Below are 19,245 nucleotides of genomic sequence, written 5' to 3' on the forward strand. Positions count from 1 at the left end.
GTCCTCGCCGACAGATCCCGAACAGGACGTCGCACCCATGGTAAGGCCGTTCTCCAGGGGCCTCATGGGCCGTTTCCTCCGGTGACGGGGCGGGCGGTCTCGGTCGAGGTCAGGGTGAACGTGCCGAACCCCGGGACGATCCCGAGGATCTGCGGCTTCACGGTGATCTCGACGCTGACCGTCACCTGCTGCTGGTCGGCGTCGCAGCGCGACGCGGTGACCTGGGTGCCGAACGCGCCGAGCAGGTCGCAGGCGGCGGCGCGGGCCCGTCCCGGGTCCAGGACGGGCTTGCCGGTGGCGCGGAGCGCGTCGGTGTCGATCTGGTTCGCGCCGGCGCGGGCGGCCTGCTCGGCCATGTCGGCGGCGCGCTGCCGCGCGTGGATGGCGAGGCCGCCGTCGACCAGCAGGCCCGCCAGCAACAGCACGATCGGGGTGAACAGGACGGTGTACATCGCGATCGTGCCCCGGTCGTCACCGGCGGGGAGGTCGTCACCGGCGGGGAGAGCGTGCGGGAGGCGTCTCATCGGCCGTCCCCCGGTTCCACCGGCCCGCCGCCGTCGCCGCCGCGGAAGGTGAAGGTGTCGATCGGGGCGACCGACCTGCCCTGCAGCCGCTTGGTGCCGGGCAGCCCGATGAACGCCAGGTCGGACAGGTTCACGTCGCACACGATCGTCACGACGACGCGGCCGCCCGGCGCGAAGCCCGACACGTCCGTCTGGACGGACGGGCCGCCGGAGCACCAATGCGAGTCGCGGAGCCCGGCGGTCGCGGTCTCCTGCGCGAGCTCCTGCGCGGACCCGGCGTCGCGGGCGATGGACGCGGCGCGCACCGCGTCGCGGGCGGCGCCGTCCACCTGGCTCTGCGCGTCCACCATCCGCCCGGCCCCGGCGAGGAACAGCAGGAACGCGACGAACAGCGGCGTGACGAGCACCAGCTCCAGCGACATCGAGCCCCGGTCACCATCGGCCCCGTGCCTGAGCACCCGCCGGAGAACGCGCCGCCTCACCCGCCCGCTCCCTGCTGGCAGGCGACGCCCGTCCCGACGTCCGGCCGGAAGCACTCGATCGGCCCCTGCGACCGCTGCGACACGTGGAAGGTCATGAACGGGATGACCTGCACCGCCGTCCCGCTGACCTGGACCCACCGCTCGTCGTTGACCTCGCCCGTGTCGACGTGCAGGCCGCTGATCAGGTGCGGGCCGATGTGGTCGATGTCGCCGGTGGCCTTCGCGACCGCCGCGTCCTGCCAGCCGCCGCCGACCGGCTGCGTCCGGGCGACGCGGGCGCCGGACTGCGCGGCGGCGAGGGCGACCTGCCGCGCGTGGAACACCATCGCGAACTGGACGACGGCGAGCAGCACGAGGATGAGCACCGGCGTGAGCAGCGCCCACTCCATCGACGACACGCCCGCGTCGGACCGGAGCCGGCGCCGGGCGGCGGCGAGCGCGGCGGCCGGCCGCGCGGGTCCACGGCACCGCATCCCGGTCAGCCCGTGTTGATGCTGTTGGCCTTGTCCTGGATCTTTTTCTGGATGATCGCGCCGATGGTGATCGCGATCAGCGCGAGGATCGCGGTGATGATCGCCCACTCGATCGCCGAGGCGCCCCGGCTGCGCTCCTCCTCGTCGCGCAGCCGCGCGAGCCGCGTGCCGAGCATGGCGCGCAGATAGACCAGGGCCGGGTCGTTCAGGGGATTCATCGTGTTACCTCCAGAGGGACGGCGGCCGGTGCGGACGTCACGACGCGAGCACCCGCATCAGGGCCGGGTAGGCCAGGAAGACCAGGAAGCCGGCGCACAGGAACAGCTGCGCGACGAGCATGGACTGCGACCGCTCGCCCGCCTTGCCCTCCAGCTCCGACAGCTCGCGGCTGCGCATCGACGCGGCGCGCGCCGACAGCGACCGGCGGATCTGCGCGCCGTCGTCGGACACCAGCGCGAGCGCGCCGGCGAGGTCGCGCAGCTCGGCGATGTCGAGGTCGTCGCCGAGCCGGCCGAGCGCCTGCCAGGGCGTCTGCCCGGTGAGGCGGGCGTTGCCGAGCGCGTCGCGGATCCGGCGCATCGCCGGGCCGTCGCCGACGTTGGAGGCGCTCATCAGCGCCTCCGGGACGCCGCGCCCGCCCGCGAGGTTCATCGAGACCAGGTCCAGGAAGGCGCCGACGACGTGCCGGAAGTCCTGCCGGCGGGCCTGCGCCTCCTGCCGCAGCTGCATGTCGGGGAAGAAGAAGAACAGCGCGGCGAACAGCACGCAGATCCAGACCGGGACCTGCACGGACGACCCGAAGCCGAGCAGCGCGAAGTAGCCGGCGACCAGCGGGATGAACAGCAGCGCGGCGGCGGGCAGCAGGAACTTCGTCGCGAGGAACGCCTCCAGCGACCGCTCGGTGATGGCGAGGTCGGCGCGGACGGAGCGCATCTTCCAGCCGCGCGACTCGCAGAACACCACCAGTTCCCGGCCGAGCCGCGCCCGCATCCCGCCGAACCGGCCGGTGGGCCGGTCGGTCCCGGCCTGCGCGTCCTCCAGGTCGCGGCGGCGGGCGGCGTCGAGCGCGGCCATCCGCGCGGCGAGGCCGGGCCGCGCCGGGAACAGCGCCCGGACGAGCCCGTACAGGCCGAGGCCGACGAGGGCGCCCGCGAGGATCGCACCGGTCACGGGGCACCACCGCCGCCCGCGTCCATGGTGTGCCGCCCGCGCAGCGGGATGTCCTGGGTGGTCCCGGCGGCGCGTCCGGACTGCCAGCCGGCGACGGTGCTCGGCACCTCGCCGGGCACGCCGGGGCGGGCCTGCCGCGGCTCGCTGAGGAACCGTCCGGGCAGGTCGTACTTGGCGAGGCGGCGCAGCCACAGGAACGCCGCGGCGTACAGGGCGACGACGATGCACAGCACGAGCTGGCCGAGGAAGTCGTCGTAGGGCTGCACGTAGGAGTGGTTGAACACGGCGAGGGCGAGGGCCGTGCCGACCGAGACGCCGACGACGATCCGGACGCTGCGCCGGGTGGAGCGGCGGTCGGCCTCGACGCGGCGCCGCATGTCGAGCTCCGCGCGCGCGGACGTCGCGAGCGCGCCGAGCATGTCGCGCAGGCCGGGGCCGCGCAGCCGGGCGTTCAGGATCAGCGCGGCGATCACCAGGTCGGCGGACGGGTCGTCGATGTCGTCGGCGAAGCGGCGCAGCGCCTCCGGCATCGGGACGCGGGTGTGCAGCCGGTCGACGAGGGTGCGCAGCGGCTGCTGCAGCGCGGGGGCGGCGGCGCGCTGCGAGGCGGGGATGGCCTGTTCGAGGCCGACGGCGCCCGCGATGGTGTCGCGCAGCGACTCGGTCCACGCGGCGAGGCCCTCCAGCCGCGCCATGCCCTTGCGCTCCTCGGCGGCGCCGCCGGCGAGGCCGTCCCAGGCGAGGACGAGCGCGCCGGTCCCGGCGGCGGCGATCGGCCAGCGGGTCACGACCAGGACGAGCACGCCGGCGATGACGGCGACGGCGGTGCGGGTGGTGAGGGTGCGGATCAGGTCCTCGCGGCTGCGGCCGCGCGCCGGGCGCGCCCGGGGCGGCAGGCCGCGGACCGCGACGGCCAGCAGCAGGAGCCCGCCGCCCGCCACGGCGCCGGCGACGATCGCGAGCAGCACGTCCGCGGAGTACATCAGCGGCCCCCGATCCCGATGGGCGTCACCCTGCCGCCGGCGTTCACCAGGCACCCCCGTGGGACGGGTCGTAGCCGTACTCGGCGAGCTCCTCGACGCACGCGATCGGCGCGGACGGCACGGCGAACCCGCCGGGCCCGAGCGCGAACACCTCCGACGACAGCACCCGCCCGTCCACGCCGGTGACCTCGCGGACGCTGGCGACGTAGCGGCGCAGCCGACCGCCGGAGGCGTAGTCGTTGCGCTTCTCGATGAACACCACGAAGTCGATCGCGCCCGCGATCAGCATGTGCGTCGCCTCGACCGGCAGCCGCTCCTCCGACTGGATCGCGTAGGTGGAGATGCGGTTGAACACCTCCGCCGACGAGTTCGCGTGGATGGTGGACAGCGATCCGTCGTTGCCCTGCGTCATCGCGTTGAGCATCGTGACGATCTCGTCGCCGAGCACCTCGCCGACGATGACGCGGGACGGGTTCATCCGCAGCGACCGGCGGACCAGCTCCGCCATCGAGATCGCGCCCTGCCCCTCGGAGTTCGGCAGCCGCTGCTCGAACGCCACGCAGTTCGGATGCAGCTCGGGGAAGGCGTCCAGGCCGAGCTCCAGGGCGCGCTCGACGGTGATGAGCCGCTCGTTCGCCGGGATCTCGTTGGCGACGGCGCGCAGCAGCGTCGTCTTCCCCGCGTTCGTCGCGCCCGCGATCATCACGTTCTTGCGGGCGAGGACCGCCGCGCGGAAGAACAGGCCGAGCTCCCGGGGGAACGTGCCGTTGCCGACGAGGTCGGCGAGGAACACCTTGCCGAGCCGGGCGCGGCGGATCGACAGCGCGGGGCGCAGCGTCACGTCCATCACCGCGGAGAGGCGCGAACCGTCCGGGAGCCGCAGGTCGAGCTGCGGGTTCGCGGTGTCGAACGGTCGCGAGGACAGCCCGCTGTAGGCGGCGAGGATCTGGATCAGCTCGACCAGTTCCTCGTCGGTCTCGGCGACGGGCTCGCCCATCACCTCGCGGCCGTCGGCGTAGCCGATGAACACCCGGTCGCAGCCGTTGATGTCGATGTTCTCGATCTCGGGGTCCTCCAGCAGCGGCTGGAGCCGGCCGACCCCGAACAGCGCGGCGTGCACGCCGGCGGCGAGCGCCTCCTCCTCTTCGGCGTTCGGCGGGCGCCGTCCGGAGGTGATCTCGCCGCGCGCGAACTCCTCCAGCACCTGGCCGATGAGCGCGCGCGCGAACTGCCGCTCGTCCTCACCGGACATCGGCGGCAGCCCGTGCGCGGCGTCCATCCGGCGCTGCTGCGCGAGCCGGTCGCCGACCTCCTGGCGGAGCCGTTTGACGAGGACGTGGTCCACCTAGCGCCCCCGCTCCTCGTGCCGTCCGCCCGCCGGGACCTGCTCGGCGGCCGCGTCCTGCGGCGGGGCGTTACGCCCGTCGGCGGGGGGCTGGGGCATGGGCGGCGCGGGTTCGCCGGGCGCGTCCGGCACCGATTGGGCGGAGGACGCGGCGCCGAGCCGGGCGACCAGGTCGCCGGCGACCTCGCGGGCCGAGCGGATCAGCAGCGACCGGTCCAGCCGCCCGCCCCAGCGGCCCGACAGCAGGTCGGCGCCCTTCGGGTCGAGGGCCAGCCCGCCGAGCACCCGCACCTCCGACGGCGCCGGCCCGGGCCGCGCCGCCTGCGCCACCGGGTCGGGGGCCTGCCGGCCGCGCGCCCCGGCGATGATCCGGTCGACCTCGGCGATGGAGCCGCGGAAGTCGCGCGGGTCGGCGAGCACCAGCACCCCGACCGGCGGCCCGCCGCGCAGCTCCGCGGTCAGCGCGGCGACCCGCTCGCGCAGGTGCGCGACCTGCTCCAAGGTCGCGCGGGTGAGCAGGACGACCATGTCCGCCTCGCGCAGCAGGTCGGCCAGCGGGCTGCCGGCGCCGAGCCGCCCGCAGTCGGCGATCACGTCGACCGTGCCGAGCCCGGCGAACGCCCGGCCGAGCGGCCCCCACAGCCACGTCATCGCCTGCGCCTGCTCGGCGTTGGTGATCCCGACGAGGACGTCGAGGCCGCCGACGAGGCGCTGGCAGTGCTCGCCGATCTGGTCCGGGCGCAGCCCGCGGCGGGCCGTCGCGGCGAGGCTGAGCAGCCCGCGGGCCGGGTTCAGCATGCCGCCGTCGCCCGTCCCCTGCCGGCCGGCGCCGCCGTCGGGCGCGGCGGCGGGCAGCCGGTACACCAGGTCGCCGCCCGCCTGGTCGCACTCGGCGACGAGCACGGGGCGCGGCCACACCGCGCCGAGGGCCACCGCCGCGGTCGTGACGCCCGGTGCCCCCTTGTCGGCCGCGAGCGCGATCAGAGCCACCGTCAGTTCCCGCCCGTGCCCGGAGTGCCGCTCCCGGCGCCCGGCGTGCCGCCGCCCGTTCCGGCGGGCGGCTGCGAGCCGCCGGGCGAGGGCTGCTGCTTGCCCGGCGCGCCGCCGCCGGCCGGCTGGCCGGGCGCCTTCGTCCCGTCCGGGATCAGCGCGATCGCGACCGTCCCGGCGGACGCCGCCTCGGTCACCTGCGGGGCGTCGCCGGGCGCGACGGCGACGTCCACGGTCGTCTGGTCGGAGCGCAGCCGGTCGCTCCCGCCGCCCCCGACGTTGATCACGATGGCCTCCGCGGCGAGCACCGTCCCGGCGCGCGGGCCGCCGCCGCTGCCGTTGCCGACCGCGTACAAAGTCACCTTCTTGCCGCTCTCCACGCCGCCGGACGGCAGTTGCCCCGGCTTGAGCGCGAGGCCGACGACCAGCCGGCCCTTGGCCGCCTCGTCCGTCCGGCTGATCATGCCGTTGGTCAGCAGCGCGCCCTTCACCAGCGGGACGGACGCGTAGTAGCGGGACACGTTCAGCCGTTCCGACCAGTTGATGAACTGGACGCCGGTGTCGCCGACCTGCACTTCTTCGAGCGCGCTCTGCGGGATCTGCTGGCCGGCCGCGACCGGCTGCGCGATCCGGATCGCCGAGACCCGCTGACCGCTGGCCATCACCAGGTACGCGCTGGCCAGCGCGCCGCCGAGGATGAGCAGCACGGCGAGCGCGGCGAGCGCCGGCTTGCGCTCGCGCGGCGAGACGGGCAGCCGCTGCCCGCCGGAGGTCCCGAGGCCCGTGCGGCCGAGGCCGCCGCCGGCGTTCGGCCCGGAGGAGCCGCCGGACGAGCCGCCGGCGAGGGCCGACTGGTTGGCCTTCATCGCGCTGCGCACGTGCCCCTTCCCGCCCTCCCGCGGACCCCGCCTCAGGAGGTCTCCGCATCATCGGGCGATCCATGCTTGCGGTGCGGGCAAGGCCGCGTCAATGGATTCGGTGAGGGTAAGCGGGCCGTTCTCTCCGACCATGGCGATGACCTGCGAATTCACCGGCCACTTCAGTACTTACCACCAGTCACATCCGTCACTGACCCCGTTCGGCGCCGCCCGCGGAACGGTTCAGTGCGCCTCCTGGAAGCCGACCAGGCGGCCCAGCAGGGTCATCGAGTGGTCGAAGTAGGCGGCCCGTTCCTCGATCACGTCGTTGAATTGCCCGAACAATTCGAAGCTGACCGTTCCGTACAGACCGGCCCATGCGGTGAACGCCCGCGCCGCCACGTCCGCCGGCACGTCGAAGGAAAGCGCCGTCCGCACGCCCGCCATGTCCGCGGCCAGCGCCGGCGGTGCCGGCGGGCACGGGCCGGCGGGGTCCAGCGCGTCCGCGGCGTGGGCCTCGGAGACGATCCGCATGAGGACGGCCGTGTCGCGCATGGCGGCGGCGACGGTGTCCTGCGGCGCCCGGTAGCCGGGCACCGGCGTCCCGTGGAGGAGCGCGTACTCGTGCGGGTGCGCGAGCGCCCAGGCGCGGACGGCCCGGCACACCGCCAGCCACCGTTCCCCGAACGACGTCCGGCCGCCGCGCGCGGCCTCGTCGGCGGCCTCGACGGCCGCGCCGACCGCGTTGTAGCCGTCGATGATCAGCGCGGTCAGCAGGTCGTCGCGGCTCGGGAAGTACCGGTAGATCGCCGAGGAGACCATGTCCATCTCGCGGGCCACCGCGCGCAGCGACAGCCCCGCCGCGCCCGCGGTCGCCAGCTGCTCGCGCGCGATCTCGGTGATCTCCCGGACCAGTTCCGCGCGCACCCGCTCCCGGGCCGTCCGTCCGCTCATGGGGCGAGGCTAGCAGAGCGCCGAACCGAACCGAGAGCACTGCTCTTGACATCATCGATCCAAAGAGAGAGCATTGCTCACATCGCAGAGCACTGAACCGAAATCGGGCCGTGCCGGACGGCGGCCGGAACGAAGAGCGACGAAGGAGCAGGACCATGGGCAAGCACGTGATCGTCGGAGCCGGCCAGGTCGGCGCGCACCTCGCCGAGCGGCTCACCGGCATGGGGCACGACGTCACCGTCGTGACGCGCTCGGGATCCGGGCCGGACGGCGTCGAGCGGGTCGCCGCCGACGCCGCCGACCGGGACCGGCTGGCCACCCTCGCCAAGGGCGCCGACACGATCTACAACTGCGTCAACCCGCCGTACCACCGCTGGGCGCAGGACTGGCCGCCGCTGGCCGCGTCCTTCCTCGGCGCCGCCGAGGACACCGGCGCGGGCCTCGTCACGCTCAGCTCCCTGTACGGGTACGGGCCGGTGGACGGTCCGATGACCGAGGACCTGCCGCTGGCCGCCACCGGCACGAAGGGGCGCGTCCGGGCGAGGATGTGGCACGACGCGCTCGCCGCGCACGAGGCCGGCCGGATCCGCGCCACCGAGGTGCGCGGCTCCGACTTCTACGGGCCGGGCAGCAGCGACCAGTCCTTCATCGGCGAGGTGCGGTTCGTGAAGCCGCTGCTCGCGGGCAAGCGCGTGTTCTACTTCAGCGACCCGTCGGTGCCGCACGCCTGGACGTACCTGCCCGACGCCGCGCAGGCCCTCGCCATCGCCGGGACGGACGAGCGCTCCTACGGGCGGGCCTGGCACGTCCCGACCGGCCCCGCCGTGTCGACGCGGGAGGTCGGCGAGCGGCTGTGCCGGATCGCCGGCGCGCCCGCCCCGCGCATCCACGAGGTCCCGCGCGCGATCTTCAACGCGGCCGGGCTGGTCGCCCCGGTGCTCAAGGAACTGCGGGAGACCCGGTACCAGTTCGACGAGCCGTTCGTCCTAGACTCCTCGGCCTTCGAGTCCGCCTTCGCAATGGCGCCGACCCCGCTGGACGACGCGCTCCGGGCCGTCGTCGCCGCGTCCCGCTGAGCGCCGCCGCCCGCGCGGCGTGCCCGTATCCGGCGGGAGCCCGCGCGCCGGGCCGGCTTCGCCGGTATCGGCGGGCGCCGGTAATTAAGCTGGCCGCACTGGCAGCGCCGGCTGCGCGGGGCGGCGCGCGATGGAGGGCTCGGATGCGGATCTCGTTCACGGCGCTGACCGGCGGCGGACCACGCGACGTCGTGATCGACATGGACTCCGGGATCACCGTCGCCGGGGTCGCGCGGTCGCTGACGGCCGCGCTCGACGCACCGCCCGCCCCCGGCGGGGTGCCCGCCCCGCGCTTCTCCAAGGAGGCGCTGCTCACCGGCGCGCCGCAGGCGCCGCGCCCGGCACCGCCCGCCGGGACGTCCGCCGAGCGCGGGGCGCTGTGGATGGACGGCCGGATGCTCGACCCGCAGGCGCTCGCCGCCAAGGAGCTGCGGGACGGTGCGGTCGTCGCGGTCGAGCGGGGCGCCGCCGCCGCGACCGTCCTCGCCGAGCCGACCGGGCTGGTCGAGGTCCGGGTCGTCGGCGGGCCCGCCGCCGGGCCGGTGCACCGGCTCGGCCTCGGTGTCAGCACGCTCGGCTCCGGCGACGACGTGGACGTCGTGCTCGGCGACCCGTCCGTCCCGGCCCGGTCGCTGCGGCTCACGGTCGGCCGCGACGCGGTCGAGGTCGAGGCGTCCGCGATGACGATGCAGGGCTCCGCCCGGCTGGACGGCGAACCGCTGACCGCGCGGACGCCCTGGCCGGTCGGCGGGATGCTGACGGTCGGCGCGAGCGTGCTGACCCTCGCGCCGAGCGCCGCGCCCGACACCCACCTGGAGCCGCTGCCCGAGGGCGGCCTGGCGTTCAACCGGCCGCCGCGCCTCGCGCCGCCGCGGCACGCCCGCACGCTGGAGGTCCCGAAGCGGCCCGAGCGCAACCCGCGCGAGCGGCTCCGGCTGTTCGGCGCGATCCTGTTCGCGGTGTTCGGCCTCGCCATGGCGTTCGGCCTGCACCAGTGGTGGTGGGCGCTGTTCGCGCTGGCGTGGCCGGTGATGACGGTCGGCGAATGGGCCGGCGACCGGATGCACGGCCGCAAGTCGTACAAGAAGGCGCTGAAGGAGTACCAGCGCAGGGCCGACGCGTTCGGCGGCGAGCTGGACGGGCTGCGCCGCGAGGACGAGGCCGAGCGCCGCGACCTGCACCCCGACCCCGCCGAGGTGCTGCTCACCGCCACCGGCCCGCGCCGCCGGCTGTGGGAGCGCCGCCGCGAGGACCCCGACGCGCTGCGGCTGCGGCTCGGCGTCGCCGACCTGCCCGCCGGCATCGAGCTGACCGACCCGGCGGGCGGCGACACCGGCGCGCTGCCGGTCCCGCCCGCCCGGCTGGTGCCGGTCGCGCTGCCGCTCGGCGAGCTCGGCGTGGTCGGCCTGACCGGGCCGCGCGCCGCGTCCCGGGCGCTCGCCCGCTGGCTCGTCGCGCAGGCCGCCGTCCTGCACAGCCCCCGCGACCTGGCGATCATCGTGCTGTCCGCCGACCGGCACGCCGGCGACGAGTGGAACTGGGTGCGGTGGCTGCCGCACTGCGCGCCGCGCGAGGGCGAGGAGTGCGTGGCGCTCGTCGGCACCGACCCCGAGTCCACCGCGCACCGCGTCACCGAGCTCGCGATCCGCGTGACGGAGCGGCGCCGCGCCGCGCAGGCCGAGTCGGCGTTCTTCGGCCAGGGCAAGCCCGCCGACGCCGTCCCCTACAACATCCTGCTCGTGCTGGACGGCGCGCGCGCACTGCGCCGCATACCCGGCATGCCGATGCTGCTGTCGCGCGGCGCCGAGTACGGAATCCACGCCATCTGCGTGGACGACGAGGAACGCCTCCTTCCCGAGGAGTGCAACGCCGTCGCCGAATGGGACTCGCAGTACCCCTCCTTCGTGCACCTACGAGGGCAGGGCCTCGACGACCTCGGTCCCGTCCTCGCCGACCAGGTCTCCCCCGCCTGGACCGACCGCGTGGCGCGCGCGCTGGCGCCCGTCCGGGACGTGTCCCGCGAGGACGCGCAGGAGGCCATCCCGTCGAACGTCCGCCTCCTGGACCTGCTCGACATGGCCGAACCCACCGCCGAGCACATCCTGCAGTCCTGGTCGCGCACCGGTGGCCGCAGTACGCGCGTCCCCATCGGGCTCGGCTCCGGCGACCGTCCCGGACGCCCCGGGCAGCCCTACGAGATCGACCTCCGCACCGACGGCCCGCACGGCCTCATCGCCGGGACCACCGGCGCCGGCAAGTCCGAACTGCTGCAGACGCTCATCGCGTCCCTCGCCGTGGCGAACCGCCCCGACGAGATGACGTTCGTCCTCATCGACTACAAGGGCGGCGCCGCGTTCAAGGACTGCGCGCGCCTCCCCCACACCGTCGGCATGGTCACCGACCTCGACGGGCACGCCACCGAGCGCGCCCTGGAGTCCCTCGCCGCCGAGCTCCGCCGCCGCGAGGAGATCCTGCTGGCGGCCGGCGCGAAGGACGTCGACGACCACAACGACCCGACCCGGTCGATACCGCGGCTCGTCCTCGTGATCGACGAGTTCGCCGCGATGGTCGCCGAGCTGCCCGACTTCGTCGCCGGGCTCGTCGACATCGGCCGCCGCGGCCGGTCCCTCGGCGTCCACCTGATCCTCGCCACGCAGCGGCCCGCCGGCGTCGTCACCGCCGACATCCGCGCCAACACCAACCTGCGGATCGCGCTGCGCGTCACCGACCCCGACGAGTCCACCGACGTCATCGACGGCCCCGAGGCCGCCCGCATCGGCAAGTCCACGCCGGGCCGCTGCTACGTCCGGTCCGGCGCGGCGGCGCCGCACGCCGTCCAGTCCGCCCGGATCGGCGGGCGCCGCGCCGGGCCCGCCGGCCACCACCCGAGCGTCCTGCCGCTGCCCTGGCAGGGCCTCGGCCACCCGCTGCCCGCCTCCGGCGAGCCCGCCGGCGACGCCCCCGGCACCGACCTCGCCGTCCTCGTGCAGGCCGTCGGCGAGGCCGCCCGCCGCGCCGGGATCGCCCGGCAGCCGTCGCCGTGGCTGACCCCGCTGCCCGACCTGGTCCGGCTCACCCCGCGCACCGCCGCGGGCGGCTCGGTCGTGGACGTGCCCGCGGTCCCGTTCGGGATCACCGACCTGCCCGCCGTCCAGTCCCGCGAGCCGCTCGTCCTCGACCTCGCGTCCGGCGGCCACCTGTACATCGCCGGTTCGCCGCAGTCCGGGCGGTCCACCGCGCTGCGCACCATCGCCGGGTCCCTCGCCGGCGCCTGCTCCCCCTACGACGCGCACCTGTACGCGATCGACTGCGGCGCCAACGCGCTGCTCCCGCTGGTCTCGCTGCCGCACTGCGGCGCCGTCGTCACCCGCGACCAGCTCGACCGCTGCGAGCGGCTGCTCACCGCGCTCGCCGCCGAGGTCGCCCGCCGCCAGCAGCTCCTCGCCGAGGCCGGGTTCGCCTCCCTCGCCGAGCAGCGCGCCGCCGTCGCCGCCACCGACCGGCTCCCCTGGATGGTCCTGCTCCTCGACCGCTGGGAGGGCTTCCTCGGCGCGTTCGAGCACTACGACTACGGCCGCCTCGTCGACCAGGCCCTGCGCCTGCTGCGCGAGGGCGCCGCCGTCGGGCTGCGCGCCGTCTTCACCGGCGACCGCACCGGCCTCGGCGGGCAGGTCTCCACCGTCTTCGACCGCCGCCTCGTCCTGCGCATGGCCGACCCCAACGACTACGGCTACGCCGGCCTGCAGGACCGGCACGTCCCCGCCGCGATGCCGCCCGGCCGCGCCCTCGAACCCGCCGCGCCCGGCGCCGCGCCCCGCGAGTCGCAGATCGGGCTGCTCGGCGACGACCCGTCCGGCACCGCGCAGGTCGCCGCCCTCCAGGAGATCGCCCGCACGTCCGTCGCCCGCTACGGCCGCCTCCCGCGCCGCCAGCGCCCCCTGCACGTCGACGAGCTGCCCGTCCGCGTCACCTACCGGGAGGCGATGGCGCTGGACGAGGCGTTCCTCGCCCCGTCCGCGCTGTGGGCGCTCGTCGGCGTCGGCGGCGACACCCTGGCGCCCGTCGGCGCGGACCTGCTCAACGAGGGGCCCGGCTTCACCGTCGCGGGCCCGCCCCGCTCCGGGCGCTCCACGACGCTGCGCACGATCGTGCACTCGCTGCTCGACCCGGCCGTCGGCGGCGGGCTCGTCCCCGTGGTGCTGGTCACGCCGCGCCGGTCCCCGCTGCGCCTGCTGTCCGGGCGGCCGGGCGTCCTCGGCGTCCTCACCTCCGACGCCGATCCCGACGACCTGGACCGCGCGATCGGCGACGAGCACCGCTACGCCGTCGTCGTGGACGACGCCGAGCTCCTCGACGAGACCGACATGGACGACGCGCTCGCCGGCGTGCTGCGCACCGCCCGGGACGGGGAGCACGCCGTCGTCATCGGCGGCACCACCGCCGACATCGGCCGCGGCTACCGCGGGTTCCTCGCCGACGCGCGCCGGTCCCGGTCCGGCGTCCTGCTGTCGGTCGAGTCGCCCGACGACGGCGACCTTTTCGGCCTGCGGCTGCCGCGCAACGCGCCGCTGGCCGGGCCCACCGGCCGCGGCCTGTTCGTCGCCGCGGGCGCGACCACGCAGATCCAGGTGGCGCTCCCGCCGCCGGTCGCCAGCGACTAGCGAGGGCCCCGGCGTCCCGCTTCGCGGCGGGGCGCCGGGGCCCGGCGGAGGAAACGATGCGGGTCCCGGCCTCGGGGGGATGGGCCGGGACCCGCGGTCCGTGACGAGGGCGTCAGCGCGTGGCGGCCTCGATGTTCTGCTGGGACTTGCGGATGTCCTGGCTGCCCTGCTCGAGCGCGAGGGCCATCTTGTCGAAGGCCGTCTTGGCCTCCGCCCAGGCGCTGCGGAACCGGTCGGCGCCGGGGCCCCACCAGGCGGCGCTGCTGCTGACCGTGCGGCCGTTGAGGTCCCTGATCAGCGCGTCCAGGTTCCTGGAGTGCTTGCTGAAGATCCGGGACAGCTCCTCCAGCTCGCCGAGGTTGGCGCCGCGCTTGTCACCGCTCATCGCTTCGACCCTCCGTCGCCGGTCCGCCGCCCGCGGGGGCGGGCGGGACTTCACTGGAACGTTTTCCGGTTCTGCCGCAGTGCGAAAGAATGGCGACAGCCTACGCCTCCCCGATCACGGGAATCCAGCGGCGGTTCGGGAATCGGGCGACGAAACACCCGCGATCCGGCCATCCGGGAGTGACCGGATGTGGCCAGGAACCCGCTGCCAGGTGGATGTTCGGCCGGCGCGGGACGCGGGCACGGCCCGGCCCCGCAAGGCCGTGACGCGCATAATTACTGTCCGTCAAAGGCATTTCAGAGCGACCGCCCCGCGGGCTTTCCCGAAGAACACCCCGCAATGCCGGAAAGGGACGCCGTCAGCGGGAGCGGGGCGCCGGGTCGTTCACCGGCCGCGCGCCCGGGTCGAGGACGCGCTCGCCGACCAGGACGATGTCCTCGCCGCGCGCCCGGAAGTCGAACCGGCGCCGGACCGACTGGGTGACCTTGCCGCCGCGCCCGGCACCGCCGTAGCGGACGACGGTGTGCTCCACGGCGTCCAGCGTGATCCGGTTCCCGGCGCGCAGGGCCCGCCGGGGGTCCAGGCTGGTGCGGGCCCCGGTGTAGGCGGGGCCGCCCTCGACGGGGGCGCGGTTGGTGTTCTCCAGCTGGTGGACGGCCCGCGCCTGGCCGCGGGCGACGCGCGGCGAGATCCGCACGCCGAGGACCTCGGTGGGCACGTCGGGGTGCAGCCGCCCGCGCCGCTGCACGAGCGCCTCGGAGCGCCCCTGGACGAGGGTGCCCGCGGCGGCGGTGAGCTGCCGGAGGGTGGCGTCGTCCACGGCGGACGGGCCGCGCCGGGCGGCGGACGAGGGCGCCGCGAGGCAGCAGGCGAGGGCCGCCGCGAGGCCGATCCGGGTCCAGTGCCGAGCCATCCGGCCCCTTCCGATGCGTTCCCGCTCGCTGTCGAGGCTTGATCGGCGCCGGCGCCGGTCCGTGGCGCTGTCGATCACCGGCGATGCCGATCAGTGGCGAAGATACACCGGCGGGGACCGGCCCGGCAGGCACCGGACGGCCAGGGAATGAAAACCGTTGCCATCCCGTTGGCAGGGGTGAGCAGCCGAGAACCAGGGAGGAACGATGAAGACCACGATCCACCCGCAGTACCGCCCCGTCGTGTTCCGCGACCGCGGTGCCGAGTACGCCTTCCTCACCCGGTCGACGGCCGAGACCGACCGGACGATCGAGTGGACGGACGGCCGCACCTATCCGGTGGTCGACGTGGACGTGTCGTCCGCGAGCCACCCGTTCTACACGGGCCGCCGGCAGGTCCTGGACTCCACCGGAGCGGTCGAGCGGTTCAACCGCCGGTACCGCCGGGGCTGAGACGCCCGCGGCGCGCCCGCGCCGCCACCGCGCCCCGCGCGGCCCGGGCGCGCCCGCGAAGGCCCGCACCTCCCGGAGGTGCGGGCCTTCGCCGTGCCCGGGCACGACCGCCGTGCCCGGGCACGACTCGGGCGCCGGGGTCCCACTGAGCGGCAACACCCCGTGAAACCAGGCATCCCGGTGCAATAAGGAGGGCCTTACGAAAACCTCGAACAGCGGTTATCTAGACTGCGTGCGAGGTTTAGGGAGGAGACCCACGTGCGCAAGGTCCTGATCGCCAACCGCGGTGAGATCGCGGTCCGTATTGCCCGTGCCTGTCGCGATGCGGGGTTGGCCAGTGTGGCGGTGTACGCCGAGCCGGATCTGGAGGCGCTGCACGTTCGGGTCGCCGACGAGGCGTACGCCCTCGGCGGGCAGACCGCGGCCGAGAGCTACCTGGACATCGACAAGCTGCTGAAGATCGCCGCCGAGGCCGGCGCGGACGCCGTCCACCCCGGCTACGGCTTCCTGTCGGAGAACGCCGACTTCGCCGCCGCCGTCGAGAACGCCGGCCTGACCTGGATCGGGCCGCCGCCCGCCGCGATCACTTCGCTCGGCGACAAGGTGCAGGCCCGGCACATCGCCCAGAAGGTCGGCGCGCCGCTGGTCGCCGGCACCAAGGACCCGGTGTCAGGCGCCGACGAGGTCGTCGCGTTCGCCGAGGAGCACGGCCTGCCGATCGCGATCAAGGCGGCGTTCGGCGGCGGCGGCCGCGGCCTGAAGGTCGCCCGCAAGCTGGAGGAGGTCGCCGAGCTGTACGAGTCGGCGGTCCGCGAGGCGGTCGGCGCGTTCGGCCGCGGCGAGTGCTTCGTCGAGCGGTACCTGGACAAGCCCCGGCACGTGGAGACCCAGTGCCTGGCCGACAAGCACGGCAACGTCGTCGTGGTGTCCACCCGCGACTGCTCGCTGCAGCGCCGCCACCAGAAGCTCGTCGAGGAGGCCCCCGCGCCGTACCTGTCGGACGAGCAGCTGGAGCTGCTGTACAGCTCGTCCAAGGCCATCCTGAAGGAGGCCGGCTACGTCGGCGCCGGGACGTGCGAGTTCCTCGTCGGCCAGGACGGGACGATCTCCTTCCTGGAGGTCAACACCCGGCTGCAGGTCGAGCACCCGGTGACCGAGGAGGTCGCGGGCGTCGACCTGGTCCGGGAGATGTTCCGGATCGCCGAGGGCGAGGAGATCGGCTACGGCGACCCCGAGCTGCGCGGCCACTCGTTCGAGTTCCGGCTGAACGCCGAGGACGCGGGCCGCGGCTTCCTGCCCGCGGTCGGCACCCTGACCGCCTTCGACCCGCCGCACGGCCCCGGCGTCCGGCTGGACTCCGGCTACGTCGCCGGGCAGACCGTCCCGCAGGCCTTCGACTCGCTGATCGCCAAGCTGATCGTGACCGGCGCGTCCCGCAGGCAGGCCGCCGAGCGGGCCCGGCGCGCGCTGGACGAGTTCGTGATCGACGGCATGCCGACCGTGCTGCCGTTCCACCGGGTGGTCCTCGACGACCCGGCGTTCGTCCCCGCCGACGAGGACACGCCGTTCAGCGTCCACACCCGGTGGATCGAAACCGAGTTCGACAACCAGATCCAGCCGTTCGACCCCACCGCCGCGGGCGAGGAGGCCGAGGCGGGCGAGCGCGAGCACGTCACCGTGGAGGTCGGCGGCAAGCGCATCGAGGTCGTGCTGCCCGCAGGGCTCGGCGCGTCCGCGGCTCCCGCCGGCAAGGCCGCGCCCGGCAAGCGGCGCGCCGGCAAGAAGGGCGGCGCCGCCCAGGCGTCCGGTGACTCCCTGGTCAGCCCCATGCAGGGCACGATCGTCAAGGCCCTCGTGGAGGACGGCGCGACGGTCGCGGCCGGCGACACCATCGTCGTCCTGGAGGCGATGAAGATGGAGCAGCCGCTCACCGCGCACAAGGCCGGCACGATCACCGGCCTGACCGCCGAGGTCGGCCAGACCGTCTCGTCCGGCGCGGTCATCTGCGAGATCAAGGACTGACGCCCCGCCCGCGACATGACACCCCCGTCCGGCCCGGTCCGGACGGGGGTGTCGCGTTCGTCACTCCATGCGGTTTTTACGGAACGCGGGCGGCGCCCCGGTCGTCGCTCCTGGTGAGGGGGCACACTGAAACCATGAGTTCCGCGACCCGTACCGTCCGGCCGGTGCTCCGCGCCGCGCTCTCGGCGACGATCCTCGCCGTGGCGGCGCTCGCGGGCCTGGCCGCGCCCGCCCTGGCCACGCCCGCGCACGCCGCGACAGCGCAGGCCACCACCGCGCAGGCCACCACAGCGCAGGCCATGAACGCGCGGGCCACGAGCACGCAGGCCCTGACCGCACAGGCGGCCCGGCTGCCCGCCGACAACGTCGGGCAGATCGCGCACGGCCTGCTCGGCTCGCGGCTGTACGTCACCACCGACTCCGGCGCGAACCTGTCGTCCGCCGACCAGCAGCAGATCAGGTCGGCGCTCGACGGCGACCAGGACGCCGACATCCGCGCCGTCGTGGTGCGCAACGACGTCAGCGGCCCGCAGGTCGGGCAGATGCTGAAGGCCGTCGCGAACCGCGTCGGCAAGGGCCAGACGTACGTGGCGATCACCGCGGACGGCACCCGGATGGGCGGGATCTCCAAGAAGCTCGACACCAGCGAGATCAACCAGCTCGTCACCCGCACCGACGGGTCGCCGCTCAAGCAGCGGCTGGTCCAGTTCGGGAACCTCGCCGAGAAGAAGGCCGACGACAAGGCGAAGTCCGGCGCGGTCGTCGGATACGTCGTGATCGGCGTGCTCATCGTGATCGCGGCGGCCGTCGTCAGCGTCGTCCTGGTCGCCCGCAGGCGCCGCCGCGAGCGCCACGCCCGGCAGATGGCCGACCTGAAGCGGGGCGTCCAGGAGGACGTCACGCTGCTCGGCGAGGACATCGCCCGCCTAGACCTGAACGTCATGGACCCCGGCCTCGACCCCGACACGCGCGGCGACTACGAGCGCGCCATGAACTCCTACGACAAGGCCAAGGCCGCGACCGAGCGCGCCGCGAAGCCGCAGGACATGCAGGCCGTCACGACCGCGCTGGAGGACGGGCGGTACTACATGACCGCGACCCGCGCCCGGCTCGCCGGCGAGCCCGTCCCCGAGCGGCGCCCGCCGTGCTTCTTCAACCCGCAGCACGGGCCGTCCGTCCAGGACGTGACGTGGGCGCCCCCGGGCGGCGTGGCGCGGTCCGTGCCGGCCTGCGCGGCGGACGCCCGGGCCGTCCTCGCGGGCCACGACCCCGACGTCCGGATGGTCCCCTACGGGGACGCCCGGCGGCCTTACTGGGACGCGGGCCCCGCCTACGCGCCTACGCCGGCGGCTACTACTACGGCTACGGCGGTTTCGACATGCTGAGCGGCCTGCTCCTCGGCACCGCGCTGGGCTCGATGATGGGCGGCGGCTTCGGCTGGGGCGGCGGCTACTACGGCGACGGCTTCGGCGGGGACGGGTTCGGCGGCGGGGACGGCGGCTTCGGCGGGGACGGCGGCGACGTCGGCGGCGGCTGGGACTTCGGCAGCGGCGACTTCGGCGGAGGCGGCGACTGGGGCGGCAACGACTTCGGCGGCTTCTGAGGTGGTAGCACCAGAATGACCCGCATACCAGGCGACCCGGGGCCGCTGGCCCGGCTCCGGTACGCCCTGGGCTTCCGGCTCCCGCCCCGCAACCGCGACTGGGTGCGGCACGACCTCACCGACGCGGGCTGGCGGGGCCGGCTGCTACTGCGGCACTTCTACCTGATGGTCCCGATCTGCCTGCTGCTGGCGCTGCTGCCCGGCCCGACGTGGACGCGCGCCGCCGTCCCGCTGCTGGCTTTCGCGGCCAGCACCCTCACCGTCGTGATCAGCGCCGAGGACCTGCGCCGCTCACGCATGCACCGCCACGGCCTCCACCCGCCCGACCGCCGCTGACCGGCGCTCCTGCCCGGTAC

At 75.0% G+C, this 19,245-nt stretch carries 19 protein-coding genes; 7 read left to right on the forward strand and 12 right to left on the reverse strand.

Annotation, left to right across the window (positions count from 1 at the left end):
- Window positions 1-62: 62 nt before the first annotated feature.
- From J4709_RS35445 to J4709_RS35490, 10 genes are all read right to left on the reverse strand, one after another.
- Entirely contained in the window at window positions 63-524 is a 462-nt protein-coding gene (locus J4709_RS35445) for a TadE/TadG family type IV pilus assembly protein (protein ID WP_232384542.1), read from the reverse strand.
- A complete protein-coding gene (locus J4709_RS35450) occupies window positions 521-1,006 on the reverse strand; it encodes a TadE family protein (protein ID WP_307801826.1) in 486 nt (161 codons plus the stop codon). The genes J4709_RS35445 and J4709_RS35450 overlap by 4 nt, the downstream gene beginning before the upstream one ends.
- Complete coding sequence (locus J4709_RS35455; RefSeq protein ID WP_208247561.1) at window positions 1,003-1,479, reverse strand: TadE family protein; 477 nt, start codon at window positions 1,477-1,479, stop codon at window positions 1,003-1,005. Before J4709_RS35455 ends, J4709_RS35450 begins: the two co-directional genes overlap by 4 nt.
- Before the next feature lie 5 nt (window positions 1,480-1,484).
- The gene (locus J4709_RS35460; RefSeq protein ID WP_208247563.1) at window positions 1,485-1,697 is read right to left on the reverse strand and encodes a Flp family type IVb pilin; all 213 of its coding nucleotides are present in this window, start codon (window positions 1,695-1,697) and stop codon (window positions 1,485-1,487) included.
- 37 nt (window positions 1,698-1,734) lie between these two features.
- Window positions 1,735-2,649, reverse strand: a complete 915-nt coding sequence (locus J4709_RS35465) for a type II secretion system F family protein (RefSeq protein ID WP_208247566.1) — start codon at window positions 2,647-2,649, stop codon at window positions 1,735-1,737.
- Window positions 2,646-3,632, reverse strand: coding sequence for a type II secretion system F family protein (locus J4709_RS35470; protein ID WP_208247568.1), 987 nt, complete (start codon window positions 3,630-3,632; stop codon window positions 2,646-2,648). The genes J4709_RS35465 and J4709_RS35470 overlap by 4 nt, the downstream gene beginning before the upstream one ends.
- Window positions 3,633-3,675: 43 nt before the next feature.
- The gene (locus J4709_RS35475) at window positions 3,676-4,977 is read right to left on the reverse strand and encodes a TadA family conjugal transfer-associated ATPase (RefSeq protein WP_208247570.1); all 1,302 of its coding nucleotides are present in this window, start codon (window positions 4,975-4,977) and stop codon (window positions 3,676-3,678) included.
- Complete coding sequence (locus J4709_RS35480) at window positions 4,978-5,967, reverse strand: hypothetical protein (RefSeq protein ID WP_307801827.1); 990 nt, start codon at window positions 5,965-5,967, stop codon at window positions 4,978-4,980.
- 2 nt (window positions 5,968-5,969) lie between these two features.
- Complete coding sequence (locus tag J4709_RS35485) at window positions 5,970-6,845, reverse strand: hypothetical protein (protein WP_307801828.1); 876 nt, start codon at window positions 6,843-6,845, stop codon at window positions 5,970-5,972.
- Window positions 6,846-7,067: 222 nt separating this feature from the next.
- Window positions 7,068-7,778 (reverse strand): TetR/AcrR family transcriptional regulator, encoded by a 711-nt coding sequence (locus tag J4709_RS35490; protein WP_208247572.1) that lies wholly within the window; start codon window positions 7,776-7,778, stop codon window positions 7,068-7,070.
- A 92-nt stretch (window positions 7,779-7,870) separates the two neighbouring features.
- Between J4709_RS35490 and J4709_RS35495 the strand changes: the two genes are divergently transcribed.
- Both J4709_RS35495 and J4709_RS35500 read left to right on the forward strand, forming a co-directional pair.
- On the forward strand, window positions 7,871-8,854 hold the full coding sequence (locus tag J4709_RS35495) for an NAD-dependent epimerase/dehydratase family protein (protein ID WP_372442193.1): 984 nt from the start codon (window positions 7,871-7,873) through the stop codon (window positions 8,852-8,854).
- 143 nt (window positions 8,855-8,997) lie between these two features.
- The gene (locus J4709_RS35500; RefSeq protein WP_208247576.1) at window positions 8,998-13,515 is read left to right on the forward strand and encodes an FtsK/SpoIIIE domain-containing protein; all 4,518 of its coding nucleotides are present in this window, start codon (window positions 8,998-9,000) and stop codon (window positions 13,513-13,515) included.
- A 112-nt stretch (window positions 13,516-13,627) separates the two neighbouring features.
- On the opposite strand, the gene J4709_RS35505 is transcribed toward J4709_RS35500, so the two are convergent.
- On the reverse strand, window positions 13,628-13,900 hold the full coding sequence (locus tag J4709_RS35505) for a WXG100 family type VII secretion target (RefSeq protein WP_151599290.1): 273 nt from the start codon (window positions 13,898-13,900) through the stop codon (window positions 13,628-13,630).
- 358 nt (window positions 13,901-14,258) lie between these two features.
- The gene (locus J4709_RS35510; protein ID WP_208247578.1) at window positions 14,259-14,813 is read right to left on the reverse strand and encodes a hypothetical protein; all 555 of its coding nucleotides are present in this window, start codon (window positions 14,811-14,813) and stop codon (window positions 14,259-14,261) included.
- A gap of 205 nt (window positions 14,814-15,018) precedes the next feature.
- Here J4709_RS35510 and J4709_RS35515 point away from each other — a divergent pair, with 205 nt between their 5' ends.
- The 5 genes from J4709_RS35515 (at window position 15,019) to J4709_RS35535 (ending at window position 19,225) form a co-directional block, all read left to right on the forward strand.
- Window positions 15,019-15,264: a type B 50S ribosomal protein L31 gene (locus tag J4709_RS35515; RefSeq protein WP_208247580.1), complete on the forward strand. Its 246-nt coding sequence runs from the start codon at window positions 15,019-15,021 to the stop codon at window positions 15,262-15,264.
- A 258-nt stretch (window positions 15,265-15,522) separates the two neighbouring features.
- Window positions 15,523-17,286: an acetyl/propionyl/methylcrotonyl-CoA carboxylase subunit alpha gene (locus tag J4709_RS35520; protein WP_208247582.1), complete on the forward strand. Its 1,764-nt coding sequence runs from the start codon at window positions 15,523-15,525 to the stop codon at window positions 17,284-17,286.
- Between the two features lie 134 nt (window positions 17,287-17,420).
- The gene (locus tag J4709_RS35525; RefSeq protein WP_208247584.1) at window positions 17,421-18,671 is read left to right on the forward strand and encodes a hypothetical protein; all 1,251 of its coding nucleotides are present in this window, start codon (window positions 17,421-17,423) and stop codon (window positions 18,669-18,671) included.
- Window positions 18,665-18,889 carry a hypothetical protein gene (locus tag J4709_RS35530; RefSeq protein ID WP_208247586.1) on the forward strand — a complete coding sequence of 75 codons (225 nt, stop codon included), beginning with the start codon at window positions 18,665-18,667 and terminating at the stop codon, window positions 18,887-18,889. Before J4709_RS35525 ends, J4709_RS35530 begins: the two co-directional genes overlap by 7 nt.
- A gap of 15 nt (window positions 18,890-18,904) precedes the next feature.
- Window positions 18,905-19,225 (forward strand): DUF5313 family protein, encoded by a 321-nt coding sequence (locus J4709_RS35535; RefSeq protein ID WP_208247588.1) that lies wholly within the window; start codon window positions 18,905-18,907, stop codon window positions 19,223-19,225.
- Window positions 19,226-19,245: the final 20 nt, after the last annotated feature.

This window comes from Actinomadura violacea (genome assembly GCF_017573465.1).
Classification (GTDB): domain Bacteria; phylum Actinomycetota; class Actinomycetes; order Streptosporangiales; family Streptosporangiaceae; genus Spirillospora; species Spirillospora violacea.